General features: G+C 73.9%; 14 protein-coding genes. 3 read left to right on the forward strand and 11 right to left on the reverse strand.

Features of this window, described 5'->3' with window-relative positions; genetic code table 11:
- Positions 1-59: 59 nt before the first annotated feature.
- The 11 genes from QPK52_RS09475 to QPK52_RS09525 form a co-directional block, all read right to left on the reverse strand.
- Entirely contained in the window at positions 60-1340 is a 1281-nt protein-coding gene (locus QPK52_RS09475) for a thymidine phosphorylase (RefSeq protein WP_410536877.1), read from the reverse strand.
- A 96-nt stretch (positions 1341-1436) separates the two neighbouring features.
- A complete protein-coding gene (locus tag QPK52_RS09480) occupies positions 1437-1793 on the reverse strand; it encodes a cytidine deaminase (protein WP_093661752.1) in 357 nt (118 codons plus the stop codon).
- A 72-nt stretch (positions 1794-1865) separates the two neighbouring features.
- Positions 1866-3131 (reverse strand): ABC transporter permease, encoded by a 1266-nt coding sequence (locus tag QPK52_RS09485; protein WP_093661622.1) that lies wholly within the window; start codon positions 3129-3131, stop codon positions 1866-1868.
- Positions 3128-4264 (reverse strand): ABC transporter permease, encoded by a 1137-nt coding sequence (locus tag QPK52_RS09490; protein ID WP_410536879.1) that lies wholly within the window; start codon positions 4262-4264, stop codon positions 3128-3130. The genes QPK52_RS09485 and QPK52_RS09490 overlap by 4 nt, the downstream gene beginning before the upstream one ends.
- Positions 4261-5787: an ABC transporter ATP-binding protein gene (locus QPK52_RS09495; protein WP_410540269.1), complete on the reverse strand. Its 1527-nt coding sequence runs from the start codon at positions 5785-5787 to the stop codon at positions 4261-4263. The genes QPK52_RS09490 and QPK52_RS09495 overlap by 4 nt, the downstream gene beginning before the upstream one ends.
- A 398-nt stretch (positions 5788-6185) precedes the next feature.
- The gene (locus QPK52_RS09500; RefSeq protein ID WP_410536881.1) at positions 6186-7250 is read right to left on the reverse strand and encodes a BMP family lipoprotein; all 1065 of its coding nucleotides are present in this window, start codon (positions 7248-7250) and stop codon (positions 6186-6188) included.
- Positions 7251-7726: 476 nt separating this feature from the next.
- Positions 7727-8974 carry an amidohydrolase gene (locus QPK52_RS09505; protein WP_410536882.1) on the reverse strand — a complete coding sequence of 416 codons (1248 nt, stop codon included), beginning with the start codon at positions 8972-8974 and terminating at the stop codon, positions 7727-7729.
- A gap of 169 nt (positions 8975-9143) precedes the next feature.
- The gene (locus tag QPK52_RS09510) at positions 9144-10202 is read right to left on the reverse strand and encodes a hypothetical protein (protein ID WP_410540270.1); all 1059 of its coding nucleotides are present in this window, start codon (positions 10200-10202) and stop codon (positions 9144-9146) included.
- A gap of 216 nt (positions 10203-10418) precedes the next feature.
- A complete protein-coding gene (locus QPK52_RS09515; protein ID WP_093661611.1) occupies positions 10419-11354 on the reverse strand; it encodes an N-acetylneuraminate synthase family protein in 936 nt (311 codons plus the stop codon).
- 2 nt (positions 11355-11356) lie between these two features.
- On the reverse strand, positions 11357-12577 hold the full coding sequence (locus QPK52_RS09520) for a cytidylyltransferase domain-containing protein (RefSeq protein ID WP_410536884.1): 1221 nt from the start codon (positions 12575-12577) through the stop codon (positions 11357-11359).
- A gap of 47 nt (positions 12578-12624) precedes the next feature.
- Complete coding sequence (locus QPK52_RS09525) at positions 12625-13995, reverse strand: DUF6716 putative glycosyltransferase (protein WP_410536886.1); 1371 nt, start codon at positions 13993-13995, stop codon at positions 12625-12627.
- Positions 13996-14182: 187 nt separating this feature from the next.
- Here QPK52_RS09525 and QPK52_RS09530 point away from each other — a divergent pair, with 187 nt between their 5' ends.
- The 3 genes from QPK52_RS09530 (at position 14183) to QPK52_RS09540 (ending at position 17020) form a co-directional block, all read left to right on the forward strand.
- Positions 14183-15175, forward strand: a complete 993-nt coding sequence (locus tag QPK52_RS09530) for a glycosyltransferase family 2 protein (protein ID WP_410536888.1) — start codon at positions 14183-14185, stop codon at positions 15173-15175.
- The gene (locus QPK52_RS09535) at positions 15172-16527 is read left to right on the forward strand and encodes a hypothetical protein (protein WP_410536890.1); all 1356 of its coding nucleotides are present in this window, start codon (positions 15172-15174) and stop codon (positions 16525-16527) included. The genes QPK52_RS09530 and QPK52_RS09535 overlap by 4 nt, the downstream gene beginning before the upstream one ends.
- 340 nt (positions 16528-16867) lie before the next feature.
- On the forward strand, positions 16868-17020 hold the full coding sequence (locus tag QPK52_RS09540; protein ID WP_107436782.1) for an SCO1431 family membrane protein: 153 nt from the start codon (positions 16868-16870) through the stop codon (positions 17018-17020).
- Positions 17021-17049 lie beyond the last annotated feature (29 nt).

Here is a 17049-nt window from a genome sequence, read left to right on the forward strand (position 1 = left end):
GGATGCCACCCGCCCCCCGCACAGCGTGCCGGGGGGCGGGTGGCCGGGACGGGCAGGCGTCAGGCGATGCGGTCGAGGATCAGGGGGGTGGGCTCGAAGGGGGCGCCGGCCCCGGCGATGCCGACCGCGTCGCCGGTGAGCGCTTCGAGCGCGTAGTCGAAGCGCTCGGGGGTGTCGGTGTGGAGGGTCAGCAGCGGGGCCCCGGCGGTGACCCGGTCGCCGGGCTTGGCGTGCAGTTCCACCCCGGCCCCGGCCTGCACCGGGTCCTCCTTGCGGGCGCGGCCCGCACCCAGGCGCCAGGCGGCGACGCCGACGGCGTACGCGTCCAGCCTGGTGAGGACGCCGGAGGTCTCGGCGCGCAGGACGTGCCGCTCGCGGGCGACGGGCAGGGGCGCGTCCGGATCGCCGCCCTGGGCGGCGATCATGCGGCGCCAGTGGTCCATCGCCGAGCCGTCGGCCAGCGCCTTGGCCGGGTCGGCGTCCGGCAGTCCGGCGGCGTCGAGCATCTCGCGGGCCAGCGCCAGCGTCAGCTCGACGACGTCGGCCGGGCCGCCGCCGGCCAGGACCTCCACCGACTCGCGGACCTCCAGGGCGTTGCCCGCGGTCAGGCCGAGCGGGGTGGACATGTCGGTGAGCAGGGCGACGGTGCGCACCCCGTGGTCGGTGCCGAGCCCGACCATGGTGGAGGCCAGCTCCCGGGCGTCTTCGAGGTTCTTCATGAACGCGCCGGAGCCGACCTTGACGTCCAGGACGAGCGAGCCCGTCCCCTCGGCGATCTTCTTGGACATGATCGAGGAGGCGATCAGCGGGATCGCCTCGACGGTGCCGGTGACGTCGCGCAGCGCGTAGAGCTTCTTGTCGGCCGGGGCCAGCCCGTCGCCGGCCGCGCAGATCACCGCTCCGACCGAGCGCAGGACGTCCATCATCTCGTCGTTGCTCAGCAGCGCCCGCCAGCCGGGGATGGACTCCAGCTTGTCCAGCGTCCCGCCGGTGTGGCCCAGGCCGCGCCCGGAGAGCTGGGGGACGGCCGCGCCGCAGGCGGCGACCAGCGGGGCCAGCGGCAGGGTGATCTTGTCTCCGACGCCTCCGGTGGAGTGCTTGTCGGCGGTGGGCCGGGGCAGGGCGGAGAAGTCCATCCGCTCGCCGCTGTCGATCATCGCGGCGGTCCAGCGGGCGATCTCCCGGCGCTCCATGCCGTTGAGCAGGATCGCCATGGCCAGGGCCGACATCTGCTCGTCGGCGACCTCGCCGCGGGTGTAGGCGTCGATGACCCAGTCGATCTGGGCGTCGCTGAGACGGCCCCGGTCGCGCTTGGTGCGGATGACGGAGATGGCGTCCATCGGTCGGTGGTCCTCCTCGGGAGGGGTCGGGGGCACGGGCTCGGTGACCGGCCGGCGGTCGGCCGGGGACGGCGACCGGGGATCAGCGGCCGGGGATCAGCGGCCGTCCGCGTCGGCGAGGTCGTCGGGGCCGAAGGCGTCCGGCAGGAGGTCGGACAGCGGCCGGACGCCGGAGGCGGTGTCGACCGCCAGGTCCGGGCCGCCGTGCTCCCACAGCAGCTGGCGGCAACGGCCGCACGGCATCAGGATCTCGCCGCGGCCGTCGCAGCAGGTGAAGGCCACCAGCCGGCCGCCGCCGGTGGCGGCCAGCTCCGAGACCAGGCCGCACTCGGCGCACAGCGCGACGCCGTAGGCGGCGTTCTCCACGTTGCAGCCGCCGACGATCCGGCCGTCGTCCACCAGCGCGGCGGCGCCGACCGGGTACTTGGAGTACGGGGCGTAGGCCCGGGACATCAGCTCCCGGGCCCGCTCCCGCAGCGCCGGCCAGTCGGCCCGGCCGGCGCCTGTCGTACGGGACTCGCTCACCTACTTGCCCTCGCCCTTCCGGTAGGCGTGCCCGTTGGCCTTCGGCATCCGCAGCCGCTGCGCGGACATGGCCAGCACCAGCAGCGTGGCGACGTACGGGGCGGCGCTGACGAACTGGCTGGGCACCTGGTCCACCGAGGAGTACCAGACGAACAGCACCAGGCCGGTGACCGCCGCGACCGCGCCGGTCAGGTACTTCTTCCGGTAGATCGCCCATGCGGTGGCCAGCACCAGCAGGATCGCCAGCAGCAGGAGCAGGGCGTGGACGTTCTGCCCGCCGCCGCGCAGGTTGAGGCTGTCGGTGTAGCCGAAGAGGCCGGCGCCCAGGGCCAGTCCGCCCGGCATCCAGTTGCCGAAGATCATCGCGGCGAGGCCGATGTAGCCGCGTCCGCCGGTCTGGCCCTCCAGGTAGATGTTGGAGGCGACCTCGGCGAGGAACGCGCCGCCCATGCCGGCGAAGCCGCCGGAGATCATCACGGCGATGTACTTGTACTTGTAGACGTTGACGCCCAGGCTCTCGGCCGCGATCGGGTTCTCGCCGCAGGAGCGCAGCCGCAGGCCGAAGCCGGTGTTCCACAGCACCCACCGGCTGAGCGGGATCATGGCCACGGCCACGATCGTCAGCAGGGAGAGGTTGGTGACCAGCCCGCCCAGCAGCCCGGCGACGTCGGAGACGACGAACCAGTGCTTGGCGTTGAGCGCCGTCAGCGCGTCGGAGACCCCGGGGACGGTGATCTGCCCTATCGACTCGATGGGCGGGGACTGCTTGCTGGTGCCGCTCTCCATCTCGGCGAAGGTGAAGCTGGACAGGTAGCGGGTGGCGCCGACGGCGAGGATGTTGATCGCCACACCGGAGACGATGTGGTTGACGCCGAAGGTGACGGTGGCGATCGCGTGCAGCAGACCGCCCAGCGCGCCGCCGACGATGCCCATGACCACGCCCGTCCACGGGCCCCACTGGACGCCGGCCCAGGCGCCGAACCAGGTGCCCAGGATCAGCATGCCCTCCAGACCGATGTTGATCACACCGGCCCGCTCGGCCCACAGGCCGCCCAGTCCGGCCAGCCCGATGGGCACGGCCAGCCGCAGGGCGGTGGAGGTCTGCCCGACGGAGGTTATGCCGTGGGCCCCGGTGATCAGCCGTACGGCGGAGACCAGCACCAGCAGGCCGGCGATCACGAGCATCCACTCGGCCAGGGTCAGCCGGCGGCGGGCGGGCTTCTTCGGCTGCTGTGCGGCCGGCCGCTTGTCGAGGACGGTGCTCATGCCGACACCTCCTTGCGGTTCTTCGGACCGGTGCCGTCGCCCTCGCCTGCGGCGGCGGCCTCGGCGGCGAGTTCCTCGCCGACCTTCTGCTGCTGGCGGCGCAGACCGTAGCGGCGCACGGACTCGTAGCTGATGACGACCGCCATCACGATCAGGCCCTGCATGATCGTGGCGATCTCCTTCTCGTAGCCGTTGTAGTCGAGCGTCGGCGAGGCCTTGTCGAGGAAGGCGATGAGCAGCGCTCCGAGGGCTATGCCGAGGGGGTGGTTGCGGCCGAGCAGGGCGATGGTGATGCCGGTGAAGCCCACGCCCGCGGGGAAGTCCAGGCTGTAGGTGTGGGCGTCGCCGAGCAGGACGGGCATGCCGGCCAGACCGGCGACCGCGCCGGAGATCAGCATGCTGGTGAGCACCATGCGCCTGGCGTCGACACCGCTGGCGCTCGCGGCGCTGGCGCTGGCGCCGGTGGCGCGCAGGTCGAAGCCGAACCGGGTGCGGTTGAGGACCAGCCAGTACAGCAGGCCGCACAGGGCGGCGACGGCGGTGAAGCCGTAGATCTCGCCGGCCTCGCCCAGGTCGATGCCGGGGAACCAGCCGGATTCCGGTATCAGCCCGGTGGTGAGGTTGTTGCCGCGCTGCTCGCCGAACTGGGCGGGCAGGACGAGGTAGGCGATGATGCTGGTCGCGATGGAGTTGAGCATGATCGTCGAGACGACCTCGCTCACCCCGCGGGTGGTCTTCAGGATGCCCGCGATACCGGCCCAGAAGCCGCCCACCAGCATCGCGACGACCAGGATCAGCGCGATGTGCAGGGGCCCGGGCAGGGTGACCGAGGCGCCGACGAGGGCCGCGGCCATCGCGGCGAGCCGGTACTGCCCGTCGACCCCGATGTTGAACAGGTTCATGCGGAAGCCGACGGCCACCGCGAGCGCCGCCAGGTAGTACGTGGCGGCCTGGTTGACGATGAGCACCTGGATGTCGGCGTGCATCGCGTACTCGACCATCAGCACGTACGGCTGGACGGGGTTCAGACCGGAGGCGACCAGCACCACCGAGGTCAGCAGCACGGCGACGACGATGGCCAGCACCGGTCCGCCGACGGCCAGGATCAGCCGGTCCTTGTCGAACTTCTTCATCGGTCCTCTCCCCCGTCCCGGCCCGTGGCGGCGGTCCCGGCGGCTGCGGCGGCGGCCTCGACCGCCGCCTCGTCGTCGAGACGGCCGGAGGCCGCGCCGGTCATGGCGGAGCCCAGGGCCTCAGGGGTGATCGTGGCGGGGTCGGCTTCGGCGACCAGTCGGCCGCGGTACATCACGCGCAGGGTGTCGGACAGGCCGATCAGCTCGTCGAGGTCTGCGGAGATCAGCAGGACGGCCAGGCCGGCGCGGCGCGCGGTGCGGATCTGGTCCCAGATCTGCGCCTGCGCGCCGACGTCCACGCCGCGCGTGGGGTGGGCGGCGATCAGGAGCCGGGGTTCGTGGCTCATCTCGCGGCCCACGATCAGCTTCTGCTGGTTGCCGCCGGACAGGGAGGCCGCGGTGACGTCGATGCCGGGGGTGCGCACGTCGTACTCGGCGACGATCCGCTCGGTGTCGGCGCGGGCGGCCTTGATGTCCAGCCAGGGCCCCCGGCTGTTGGGGGGTTCGGTGACGTGCCCGAGTATGCGGTTCTCCCACAGGGGGGACTCCAGCAGCAGCCCGTGGCGGTGGCGGTCCTCGGGGATGTAGCCGACGCCGCCCTCGCGGCGGCGGCGGGTGGGCCAGCCGGTGATGTCCTCGTCGCCGAGGACGATGGTCCCGCCGTCGGCCTGGCGGATGCCGACCAGCGCCTCGATCAGCTCGGTCTGGCCGTTGCCCTCCACACCGGCCAGGCCCAGCACCTCGCCCTTGTGGATGGTGAAGGAGACGCCGTCCAGGACGGTGCGGGCGCCGTCGACCGGGTCGTACCCGGTGAGGGTGAGGCCGTCCACCCGGAGCATGGGGGTCTCGGTGACGGTGGACTCGCGGGTCTCCGGGGAGGGCAGCTCCGCGCCGACCATCAGCTCGGCGAGCTGCTTGACGGTGACGTCGCGGGGGCTGACGGAGGCGACGGTGGTGCCGCGCCGGATGACGGTGATGTCGTCGGCGACCGAGAGCACCTCGCCCAGCTTGTGCGAGATGAAGATGACGGTCAGTCCCTCGGCCTTCAGCTCGCGGAGGTTGGCGAAGAGCGCGTCCACCTCCTGCGGCACGAGCACGGCGGTCGGCTCGTCGAGGATGAGGATGCGGGCGCCGCGGTAGAGGACCTTGAGGATCTCCACGCGCTGGCGGTCGGCGACCCCGAGGTCCTCCACCATGGCGTCGGGGCGGATGCCCAGGCCGTAGGCGTCGGAGATCTCCCTGATCCGGGCGCGGGCCTTCGCCCCGATCCCGTACAGCTTCTCGCTGCCCAGGACGGTGTTCTCCAGGACGGTGAGGTTGTCGGCCAGCATGAAGTGCTGGTGGACCATGCCGATGCCCCGGGCGATGGCGTCACCGGGGTCGGAGAAGCCCACTTCCTGCCCGTCGACGGCGACGGTGCCCTCGTCCGGCTTCTGCATGCCGTAGAGGATCTTCATCAGGGTCGACTTGCCCGCGCCGTTCTCGCCGACGATGGCGTGCACGGTCCCCTTGCGGACGGACATGTGGATGTCGTGGTTGGCGACGACACCGGGGAAGCGCTTGGTGATCCCGGTCAGTTCGACTGCGGGAGGACTGCTGGACGCGTTGATGGTGCACTCTCCTCGGGCTAAGGAGCGGCTCGTAGGGAGCACGGCGGCGGGGACGGATGGCCACGGGATGGGCCGGGGGTGGGCCGCCGGGCCGTGCGGGTGAGGGCGACGCTACCGCCTCGACGGTTGACTACGCGCGTAGAGCGCATTCCGTGCAGCGGGCCCGGCCGGAGGAGGGCCGCCGCCGTGAGCGGTACGGCCCTCCTCGGCCGGGCCCGTGCCGGGCCGCGCGGGCGGTGGCCGGACGTCCGGGCGGGCGTCCGGCCCCGCTTCCGCTCCGGCGCCGGGCCGGATCGGTCGGGCGGGAGGGGTCAGGACCCGGTGCCGACCTTGATCTCGCCGCTGATGATGTCCTCCTTGGCCTTCTTCACGGCCTCCTGGAGTTCGGTCATCTCGGTGAAGGCCGGGTTGGAGTCGGCCAGGCCGACACCGCCGGACTCCAGGTCGAAGCGGCTCTCGCCGCTCATCGGCTCGCCGTCCTGGACGGACTTGACCAGGTTGTAGACCGCGCCGGAGACGTCCTTGGTCATGGAGGTCAGGATGCTGTCCTTGTACTTGGCCAGCGTCTTCTGCTCGTACTGGTCGGAGTCGACGCCGATGACCCACTTGTCCTTGGCGGCGGCCGCCTCGATGACGCCCTGGCCCGCGAGGCCGGCGGCGTGGTAGATCACGTCGGCGTCGGCGTCGAGCTGGCCGCGCGCGGCCTCCTTGCCGAGGTCCGGCTTGGAGAAGCCGTCCATGTTCGGCGGCTGGGTCAGGTACTGGGTCTTGACCTGGATGGACTTGTCGGTGTCCTTCACGCCCTGGACGAAGCCCGCCTCGAACTTCTTGATCAGCGGGACCTCGACGCCGCCGACGAAGCCGACGACCTTGGACTTGGTGGCCTTGGCCGCGGCCACGCCCGCCAGGTAGGAGCCCTGCTCCTCGCTGAAGACCAGGTTGGCGACGTTGTCCGCCTTGACGGTGTCGTCGTCGATCAGGCCGAAGGTGGTCTTCGGGAACTTCTCGGCGACCTCCTCGATCGGCTTGGCATAGGCGAAGCCCACGCCGATCACGGGGTTGTAGCCCTGGCGGGCCAGGTCGGTCAGGCGCTGGACCTTGTCGGCGTCCGACTCGCCGTCGGAGGGCTCGACGTCCTCGCCGCCGATGCCGAAGTCCTTCTTCGCCTTCTCGAAGCCGTTGTAGGCGGCGTCGTTGAACGACTGGTCGCCGCGGCCGCCGACGTCGTAGGCGAGGGCTATGCCCTTGCCCTTCTTGGCGGAGTCGGAGGAGTCCGAGGAAGAGGACTCCGTGGATGTGCTGCCACACGCGGTGGCGCTGAGGGCGAGGGCCGCGGCGGTGCCGACCGCGGCAGCGAGCTTGCTTACCCGGCGCAAGAGGACTTCCCTTCGCTCGAAGCGCCTCCGTTGGCGCTGGCTTCCGCCGCATCGTAACGCGCGTAGATGCCAGGAAAAGGGCTCTTGCGGAGCCGTTATCAGTTCGGTGTTAACAGCTGGTGCCCGCACCCTTGTGGAGGGTGACGCGGGGGTCTCCTCCGGGGTGCCGGGCGCCTCGGACGGAGTGCGCCGTCCCGGTCCGCCGGTGGGGGCGCCGGGCCCCGGCTTTCCGTCCGGCCCCCGTCCCACCTGCGCTTTCCCTGCCGCTACAGGGACCGGACGGCAGGACGCCGCGGATCCGGACACCGCGCGGGAGGAGCGGCGGCCGGGGCCGGGGCGCCCCGCCGGCCGGCGGCCGGGCACCGGCGTGAGACTGATCACGTGCCGGCTCCTTCCCGGCCCGGGCCGGGCAACCGCCCGCGGGGCGGCGGCCCTTGGCCGTCCCGCCCCGCCGTACGGCCCCGGGCGTCCGCGCCCTACTCGCGTTCGGCGTCGAGCAGGGCGGCGGCCGTGAACAGCTCCACGCCCGCGGCGATCGCGCTCTCGTCGACGTCGAAGTCGCCCTGGTGCAGGTCGCGCGGCGCGCGATCGCCCGGGGGGCGCACTCCCAGCCGGGCCATCGCGCCGGGCACGTGCTCCAGGTACCAGGAGAAGTCCTCGCCGCCCAGGCTCTGCTCGGTGTCCTCGACCGAGCCGTGGCCGCGCCGGGCGACCATGGCATCGCGCAGCAGCTCGGCGGTGGTCCGCTCGTTGACCACCGGGGGGACGCCGCGGATGTAGTTGAGCTCGAACTTGGCGCGGTGCAGCGTCGCGACCTCGTCGATCGCCGCGTGCACCAGGTCGGGCGCGATCCGCCAGGCGGGCAGGTCCAGGCAGCGGATGGTGCCGGACAGCTCGGCGTGCTGCGGGATGACGTTGGGGGCGTGCCCCGCCTCCAGCCGCCCCCAGGTCAGGGCGAGCCCGGCGCGGGTGTCCACACGGCGGGAGAGCACCGCCGGGACCTCGGTGACGATCTTGGCCGCCGCCGTGACCAGGTCGGTGGTCAGGTGCGGGCGCGCGGTGTGCCCGCCGGGGCCGTCGAGGGAGAGTTCCAGCCGGTCGCAGGCGGAGGTGATGGGGCCGGCGCGCAGGCCGATGCGCCCGGCCTCGACCTTGGGGTCGCAGTGGACGGCGACGATCCGGCCGACGCCCTCCAGCACCCCGGCCTCGATGGCGTCGGTCGCGCCGCCCGGCAGCACCTCCTCGGCGGGCTGGAACAGCAGCCGCACCGAGTGCGGCAGCCCGCCGCGGCGCGCCAGGTCGGCCAGGACGAGGCCGGCGCCGAGCACCGCGGTGGTGTGCACGTCGTGGCCGCAGGCGTGCGCCCGGTCCGGGACCGTCGAGCGGTACGGGACGGTCTTGGTGTCGGGGATGGGGAGCGCGTCGATGTCGGCGCGCAGCGCCAGCATCGGGCGCACGCCGCGCTTGGCGTCCACCCCGCCGGGGTGGATGTCGCAGATCAGCCCGGTGCCGCCGGGGAGTACCCGGGGGGTGAGCCCGGCCTTCTCCAGCCGCTCCTTCAGGGCGGCGGTGGTCCGGAACTCCTGGTGGCCCAGCTCGGGGTGCATGTGCAGGTCCCGGCGGAAGGCGATGAGCTCGGCACGGAGGGCCTCCGGCACGGCGCCGGGCAGCGGCGTCTCACCGGTGGTCCGGATACTGGACTCTGGCGACAACAACTGGCTCACCCTGTCGAGGGTAAGCCCAGGTGACAGCCGTGTGCAGGGAGAACGATGAAAGTTCACCCTCCGTAGGGGAGAAAAAACGGATCGGGGACCGCATACGGCCTGGTGCGGATGGGTATGACCTCGGATTCCGTCCGGCCCGGCCCGTTCCGGTATGTGGGACGGAACGCGATCACGAGGCGGGCGGGGCCGACGGCAGCCGCCGCGCCCCCCGCGCGGTTCCGGTGACGCCGGAGAGGAACCCCCGGGCGCGCGGCGAGGCGCCCTCCGTCAGCCAGGCCGGGTCCACGTCGCAGACCGCCACCGTCACCCCGGTGCCGGCCAGGGCCAGCGGGAGGGTGTGGACGACGGTGGAGGGGAAGCTCAGGATGGTGCGGCCGATGGGGCCGCGGCGGGCGACCAGTTCCAGCGGGAGGTCCGGCCGTACGATCTCAAGCCCCGTCCCGGCGGCTATGCGGTGCAGCTTCCGCGCGCTCTCGCGGCGGTGGGCGAAGTAGCGGGTGGCGCCGTGGGCCCGGGCCAGGGAGGCGACGGCCTCCAGATATCGCTCGGGGTCCACCACACCGGTCTCGACCAGCGAGGTGCCCACCAGATCGGTGCCGCCGGTGAGCGCGGGCGGGCCGAAGCGGGCGCGGGTCCAGGCGAAGTCGTTGCGGACGACCGGCACGTGCTCGGGCGCCTCGACCGGCATCGAGCTGAACACCTCGACCCGCCGGTGTGCCGACGGCGTCATCCGGCGGCGGGCGGAGGCGGAGACGGGCGCGAAGAGCGCGGCGCGCGCTCCTCCCGCCCCCTTGCGGTGCCAGCGCACCAGGCGCTCGCCGCGGGCGAGCTGGGTGACGAACTCCATGGTGGCCGTCCCGTCGTCGACCACCACCACACCCCCCGGTACGTCCGGTGCGGTTCCCTCGGCGCGGGCGAGGGAGAGCAGCAGCTGCACGTACCGCGAGAACGGGTCGCCCACCACGATCCGCTCGGCGCGGCGCAGCGGGCCCAGCAGGGAGGCGACCGTCCTCAGCGGCGCGCCCGCGCCGCCGCGCGCCTCCTCCCAGCGGACCGCGATCCCCTCGTCGCGCGCCAGCTCGGCCATCCGCCGCAGCTGGCCGCGCGTCATCGCCTCCCGCGGCGGCAGGACGACGACGGTGAGGTCGCCGCTCCCCTCCCCCGCACCCTCCGGGCGGGCCCCCCGGTACGCGGTGTGGGCCCACTCCAGGACGTTGAGGAGCTGCACCGGGCTCTCGACGAAGGCGAGGGTGCCCGAGCGGCGCCCGGTGCGCCCCGGGCGGCCGGGGTCTTCGGGACCCCGGGGGAAGCGGCCGGGACGCGCCCCCCGACGCGCCTCGGCCGCGCCCGTCCTCCGGGCCGGCTGCGGCGGGACCCCTCCCGGGGTCCCGCCGGGGACTGCGCCTGCGCTCACCGTGATCGCCCCGTCAGCCCGTCGTTCCCGTCAGACCGCTGCCGGCTCGCGGCCGGCGGCGGCCTCCTCGGCCTCGGCAACGACGCCCTTGACCCGGCGCAGCTTCCTCATCGGCCCGATCTCGCTGTCGTAGACCCGCTTCACACCGTCGCCGAGGGACTCCTCGATGGTGCGGATGTCGCGCACCAGGCGCTGCAGGCCCTGCGGCTCGACGGAGGCGGCCTGGTCCGAGCCCCACATCGCGCGGTCCAGGGTGATGTGGCGCTCGACGAAGGCGGCGCCCAGCGCGACGGCGGCCAGCGTGGTCTGCAGGCCCGTCTCGTGGCCGGAGTAGCCGATCGGGACGTTGGGGTACTCGGCCTGCAGGGTGTGGATCATCCGCAGGTTGAGCTCCTCGGCCTTGGCCGGGTAGGTGCTGGTGGCGTGGCACAGCACGATGTTCTCGCTGCCCAGCACCTCCACCGCGTGCCGGATCTGCTTCGGCGTGGACATGCCGGTGGAGAGGATGACGGTGCGGCCGGTGGCGCGCATGGCGCGCAGCAGCTCGTCGTCGGTCAGGGAGGCGGAGGCGACCTTGTAGCAGGGCACGTCGAACTTCTCCAGGAAGGCGACGGACTCCACGTCCCACGGGGAGGCGAACCAGTCGATGCCCTTCTTCTTGCAGTAGGCGTCGATGGCCCGGTAGCCCTCCTCGTCGAACTCGACGCGGTGGCGGTAGTCGATGTAGGTCATCCGGCCCCAGGGGGTGTCGCGCTCGATGTCCCACTGGTCGCGCGGGGTGCAGACCTCCGGGGTGCGCTTCTGGAACTTCACGGCGTCGCAGCCGGCGTCGGCGGCGGCGTCGATGAGCGCGAACGCGTTCTCCAGGTCGCCGTTGTGGTTGATGCCGATCTCGCCGGTGACGTAGACCGGGTGGCCCGGGCCCACGGTCTTGGCGCCGAGGGTACGGAGGCGGGGGCTGGTCATGCTCAAGACAGTTCCTTTCCGAGGATCCACGAGGCGATCTCGCGGATCGCACCGGCCCCTCCGGGAGTGGAGGTGACCGCGCGGGCTGCGCCGCGTACGACGTCGTGGGCGCCGGCCACGGCGACGGGCCAGCCGACCAGGCCGAAGCACGGCAGGTCGTTGACGTCGTTTCCGACGTAGAGCACGCGCTCCGGCGCGATGCCCTGCTCCTCGCACCACTGCTTGAGGGCGAGGTCCTTCCGGTCGACGCCGTGGAGCACGGGGATCCGCAGCTTGCGGGCCCGTGCGGCGACCACCGGGTTCTCCTCCGTGGACAGGATCAGCAGCGGCAGTCCGGCGCGGCGCAGGGCGGCGATGCCGAGCCCGTCGCCGCGGTGGACCGCGACCGTCTCCCGTCCGTCGGAGTCGACGTACACCCTGTCGTCGGTCTGGGTGCCGTCGAAGTCGAGTACGACCGCGTCGACGTCGTCGCGGGCCGGAAGCGCGCCGGGGCGCCCGTCCGTCCCGCCGTCGAGCAGCGGTGCGAGCGCGCGGGCGCGGGCGAGGTCGTGCGGGTCGTCGACCTCCAGCACGCGCGCCGGGTCGGTCCGCACCAGTTCGGTGCGGCCGAAGAAGCGGTGCCCGGCCTCGCGGAAGCCGCCGGCGCGCATCGCGTACGCGGCACCGGTCTCCAGCAGATCCTGCGGCCGGTCCTGGCGGCGGGGGCGGTACGCCTTGTCGTGGTTGACGCCGTGCCCGCCTTCCGTGCCGTCACCGCCGTCGCGCCAGACGAAGCCGTGGAAGGGGGCGACGGTCAGCGCGCTGTCGGCACCGCCGGCCACCGCGGCGGCCACGCCCTCGACGTCCTCGCGGGTCAGGAAGGGGCTGGTGCACTGCACCAGCAGCACCACCTCGGCCTCCCGTCCGTGCCGCTGGGCGTGGACGTCCATGGCGTGCAGGACGGCGGCCTCGCTGGTGGCGGTGTCGCCCGCTATGCCGGCGGGCCGCCGCACGACCTCGGCGCCCGCGCCGCGGGCGGCCTCGGCGATGGCCTCGTCGTCGGTGGAGACGACCGTGTGCGTCACGCCCCGCGCGGCCAGGCACTCCCGTACCGCGCGGACGACCAGCGGCACTCCCCCGACGGGGGCGAGGTTCTTCGCGGGCACGCCCTTGGATCCGCCGCGGGCGGGGATCACGGCGAGAACGACGGGGGTGCCGGGTGCGGCGGGGGTTGCGGGGGACACGGGGGCGGCTCCTTGCCGGTCTGGGGTTCGGGGGGTGTCGGGCGCGCTCACAGCTCCCCCATCCGGCGGATGACCGGCGCCACGCGCTGGACGCCGTGGCGGTACGCCCCGCGCGCCGCGTCCCGCACGGCCGCCCGGACGGCCCGGCGCAGCCCGGAGGCCGGCCGGCCGGCCTCCCCTCCCGCCCGGGGCGCGCCCGAGGGGTCGAGCCCGTGGCGGGCGAGGATGCCGGGGAGGTAGCCGGGTGCGGTGGCGAGCGTGTAGTAGGGGGTGATCGGCGGCAGGGCGGGGCGGGCGAGGAGGTCCGCGACGCGTTCGCGGGCGGCGTCGAAGGCCGCCTCGTAGGGGCCGTCGGCGGCGACGCCCTGACGGGCCGTCCACGCCGGGTCGGCCTTCGGCAGCAGCCCGGAGTCGAGCTGGTCCCAGGAGGCCAGGCAGCCGGAGCCCACGAAGTGGTGGTTGCCCAGCGCCTCGCGGACGCCGAGGTCGGTGAGGACGGCGGTGGGGATGCCCCGGTGCAGCGACTCCAGGGCGGCGGTGGAGCTGACGGTGACCAGCAGGTCGGTGCGGTCCAGCACCTCGCCCATGTGGCCGTAGACCAGGCGGCAGTTGTCCGGCAGTCCGCCGGGGATACGCGCCGCGAGCTTCTGGTAGGGCTGCTCCTCGATGTGCGTGGTGTGCTCGCCCGGCCTGCTGCGCAGCTTGACCAGCACCTCGCGGTCCGGGTGGCGGCGGGCGTGCCCGGCGGCGCGGCGCAGCAGGTACTCGCGGTCGGCGCGGGAGGCGGGGACGGACGGCTGGACGGCGAAGACGACCGTGTACGGCCGCTCGTCCGACTCCCGGTACGGCTCGCCGCCGAGGAAGGGCAGCGCGCACTCCACGACGCCGCCGGCGTCGGCGCCGACCCCCTCGTAGACCGCGCGGAAACGCTCCGCGTCGTGGGCGGAGTTGGCCAGGACGACATCCGCGCCGTGCCGCAGCAGCAGCCCGTCGGCGAGCTTCTCGTAGACGACGCCGACGTAGCCGGTGACGGTGACCGGGCGGCGCCCGCTCCCGCCTAGGCGGTGGGACAGGCCGTGCAGCATCGCCTGGACGGTGCCGCCGACGCAGGAGAGCACCACCACGTCGTACGCGTCGCGGTCGGCCTCACGCAGGAACTCCGCGGCCGTCACCTCGCGCAGCGAGGCGGCGCGCACGCCCACCTCGTCGAGCTGGCGGGCGGTCGGGGTGGCCCGGCCGCGCAGCAGCAGTCCGTCGATGCGCGCGCCGGGGGCGATGCGGTGCGCGGTGAGCGCACCCCATTTCCAGCGGGTGTCGGAATCGGCGAGCACGGCGATACGCGTTGCGTTGTCCGATGCGTTGTCCGAGACGCCGTCCGAGGCGCTGTCCGGGGAATCCGAAGCGGTACGTGATGGCACGTCGATGACGCTAGAAAGACATTCCGATTCTCGGCCCAACGCGAATACAACAGACGGTTAACAGCACACCGACGGAAGGCCAACCAGCCTTCCGGAAAGCGGGGTTCACCGTTCCGCCACCGCGATTTCACCCGCCCGTACGCCCCTGGACAGCACCGATGGCGATCGGCCCCCTAACCTCTCCGGAGTGGTCAAGCTCTCCGTCATCGTGCCGTTCCGCAATGTTCGGCCGTACGCCCCCGACACGCTCCGGAGTCTGCGCGCCAACTCGGCGGACTTCGGAAAGGGGGACATCGAATTCATTCTGGTCGACGACTTCTCGACCGACGGCACCTCGGAACTCCTGGAGCACGCGGAAAAGGAAATCCCCGGCGCGGTCGTCGTACGCCACCGGCGGCAGGGAGGCGTGGCCCGCGCCCGCAACACCGGCCTGGACGCGGCGCGCGGACGGTACGTCGCCTTCCTCGACGGCGACGACTGGGCGGCCCCCGGCCACTACCGCGAACTGCTCGCCGCCGCCGAGTCGCTGGGCTGCGACTTCCTGCGCACCGACCATGTGCGCAGCACCGGCCGCAGACGCACCCTGGCCCGGGTCCCCGAGGGCCGCCGGGGCACCGTGCTGGACCCGCGCGACGCCATCCTCCCCGCGCACCGCACCACCGCCGTCGACTACGCCTACGCCTGGGCGGGCGTCTACCACCGGCGGCTGCTGGACCGCGGCCTGCTGCGCTTCGACGACGGCCTGCACACCGCCGAGGACCGGCCCTGGATCTGGCGGCTGCACCGCGAGGCGGCGTCCTTCGCCGTGGTCGGCCTGACGGGCGTCTTCTACCGGCGCGGGGTGGCCACCTCGCTCACCCGGACCGGCGACGAGCGGCAGCTCGACTTCCTGCGCGCCTACGACCTGCTGGTGGAGGAGACCTCCCGGGACCGGGAGGCCGCCGCGCTGCTGCCGAAGGCCGTGCGCACCTACTGCGCGGTCATCCACCACCATCTGACCGGTGACCGCTTCGAGCCGCGGCTGCGCCGCACCCTGCGCGCCCGCTGCGCGGCGGCCCTGCGCCGGATGCCCGGCGACCTGGTCTCGCAGGCGCTGGACTCCATGGACGCCGAGCGCGCCGCGCGGCTGCGCCGGCTGCGCCGCCGCCCCGCCGCGTCCCCGGTGGAGGCCGCCCGATGACCGCGCCGCGAAACACCTCCCCCGTACGGCTGCTGGTGGCCTCCACCCCGCACGGCGCGGCGCTGCTGGCCGCCGCGGCGGACGCGGGCCTGCTGGGGACGGTCCGCGAGCGGCTGCTGCTGGTCGCGAACACCGCCCCGGTCCCCGAGACCGTCCCCGCCCCGGACGCCCTGCCCGGCTTCCGGCCGCTGCGCGACCGCTTCGGCCGGGTGCTGTCCTGGAACGCCGCCGTCGCCCCGCTCCACCCCGGCGCCTGGGCACCGCGCCCCGACGACGCGCCCCTGTGGGAGAGGCAGTTGCGCTCCCTGTGGGGACTGGGCGACGCGGCGGTCGAGCTGGTGGTGGAGCGCGTCGAGGCCGGCCCGGGGCAGGCGCTGGCCCGGATCTTCCCCGACGCCCCGCTGGATGTGTACGCCACCGGGCTGTCGGCCTACGGGCCCACCCCCGGCCGGCTGGACCCGCTGGTGGGCACCCGGGTGCGGCGGCTGCTCCACCCCGGCCTGGTGCCCGGGCTGCGGCCGCTGCTGCTGGCGGAGTTCGGCGTCCCGGCCGAGGAGGTGCCCGGCCGGGCGCTGCGGGCCGTCGCCGCCCGGGCGGCACGGGAACTGCCGGACCCGGGCGCGCCGGAGGGGGCGGCGCTGCTGCTCGGACAGGACCCGCACGCTCCCGGCGCACTCCCTCCGGGCGAGGAGGAGCGGGTGTACGGGCGGCTGCTGGACGGTCTGCGGGAGGCGGGCCACCGCGCGGTGGTCCTCGCGCCCCATCCCGCCGCCCCCGCGCACCGGGTGCGGGGGGTCGCGCGGCGGGCGGCGGAGCTGGGCCTGGAGCTGTACGAACCGCAGGACGCGCAGCCGGTGGAGGCGCTGTACGAGCGGCTGCGCCCGGCGCTGGTGACCGGACGCTCCTTCGGGGCGCTGCTGGCCGCGAGCACGCTCCACGGCCTGCCCGCCTCCCACGGCGGTACGGCCGTCCCGCCCGCCGGCGCGGCCGCGTACGAGGGGGGCGGGCCGGTCGCGGCGGTGATCGCGGACGCGCTGCTGCCGGACGGGGCCGGCGGGCCGGACGGGCCCGGGCCGGCCGATACGGCCGAACTGGCCGAACTGGCCGGGCTGGTGCGGGCGGTGGCCTTCTGCGCGCAGCCGCGGGTCAACCCCGGGCTGCGCGGTGAGACCGAGCGATTCCTGGCCGCCCGTCCCGAGGAGCGCGTGCGGCGCTGGTTCCCGCGCCGGCTGCTGGCCTCCCTCGCCCTGCCCGGCGGGCTCCCCACCGGGCTGGGGACGGTCGTCCGCAATCCGGCCGTACGGCGCGCGGCGCGGCGGGCCCGCGCGCTGGGACGGAGGGCCCGCCGGTGAACCGACCGTGCGGAAGGCATCCTTCCGGGGACCGGCACGGGGGCTCGTACGGGGGTCCGCGCAGCGGCTCGTACGGCCGGCGCGGCGCGTGTCGTTCGTCACAGCCGTACGGCCGCCCGGGCTCCGCCGGGCCCATCCCCGCAGGGTGGACGGTGTGTTGGGGGCGGATCGCCCACCGGTGCCCGGCCGCGGGGTGATCTGCGTCTCTGTTTAAACGGTGCGGCTCCCCTCATCCTGGAGATCCGCGACGCCCATTCGCGGCGATCACGGACACAGGCACACCAACGGCGCACCGGAGCCCCGCACACCGGCGCGCCACGAGGCGAGACGAGGACACACCATGGGCCACACGACGGCGGCGAGGATCCCGGCACCCTGGCTCCGTACCGGCGGACCCTCCGAGGAGGACCGCGAGAAGCTGGTCGAGCAGGCGCTCGGCTGGACGCTCACCGTGCTGGTCTCCGTGATCGTCACCGGGCTCGGCCTGCTCTAGCACCCCCGGCGGGGCCCGCGACGGCGGGC

The sequence above is a fragment of the Streptomyces sp. KL2 genome (genome assembly GCF_046529545.1).
In the GTDB taxonomy this organism is placed as follows: domain Bacteria; phylum Actinomycetota; class Actinomycetes; order Streptomycetales; family Streptomycetaceae; genus Streptomyces; species Streptomyces radiopugnans.

Excerpts from the sequence above, each read along its gene's own strand:
- QPK52_RS09475 (WP_410536877.1), bottom strand. The coding sequence starts at position 1,340 with ATGGACGCCATCTCCGTCATCCGCACCAAGCGCGACCGGGGCCGTCTC.
- QPK52_RS09480 (WP_093661752.1), bottom strand. The coding sequence starts at position 1,793 with ATGTCCCGGGCCTACGCCCCGTACTCCAAGTACCCGGTCGGCGCCGCC.
- QPK52_RS09485 (WP_093661622.1), bottom strand. The coding sequence starts at position 3,131 with ATGAGCACCGTCCTCGACAAGCGGCCGGCCGCACAGCAGCCGAAGAAG.
- QPK52_RS09490 (WP_410536879.1), bottom strand. The coding sequence starts at position 4,264 with ATGAAGAAGTTCGACAAGGACCGGCTGATCCTGGCCGTCGGCGGACCG.
- QPK52_RS09495 (WP_410540269.1), bottom strand. The coding sequence starts at position 5,787 with ATGTCCGTCCGCAAGGGGACCGTGCACGCCATCGTCGGCGAGAACGGC.
- QPK52_RS09515 (WP_093661611.1), bottom strand. The coding sequence starts at position 11,354 with ATGACCAGCCCCCGCCTCCGTACCCTCGGCGCCAAGACCGTGGGCCCG.
- QPK52_RS09535 (WP_410536890.1), top strand. The coding sequence starts at position 15,172 with ATGACCGCGCCGCGAAACACCTCCCCCGTACGGCTGCTGGTGGCCTCC.
- QPK52_RS09540 (WP_107436782.1), top strand. The coding sequence starts at position 16,868 with ATGGGCCACACGACGGCGGCGAGGATCCCGGCACCCTGGCTCCGTACC.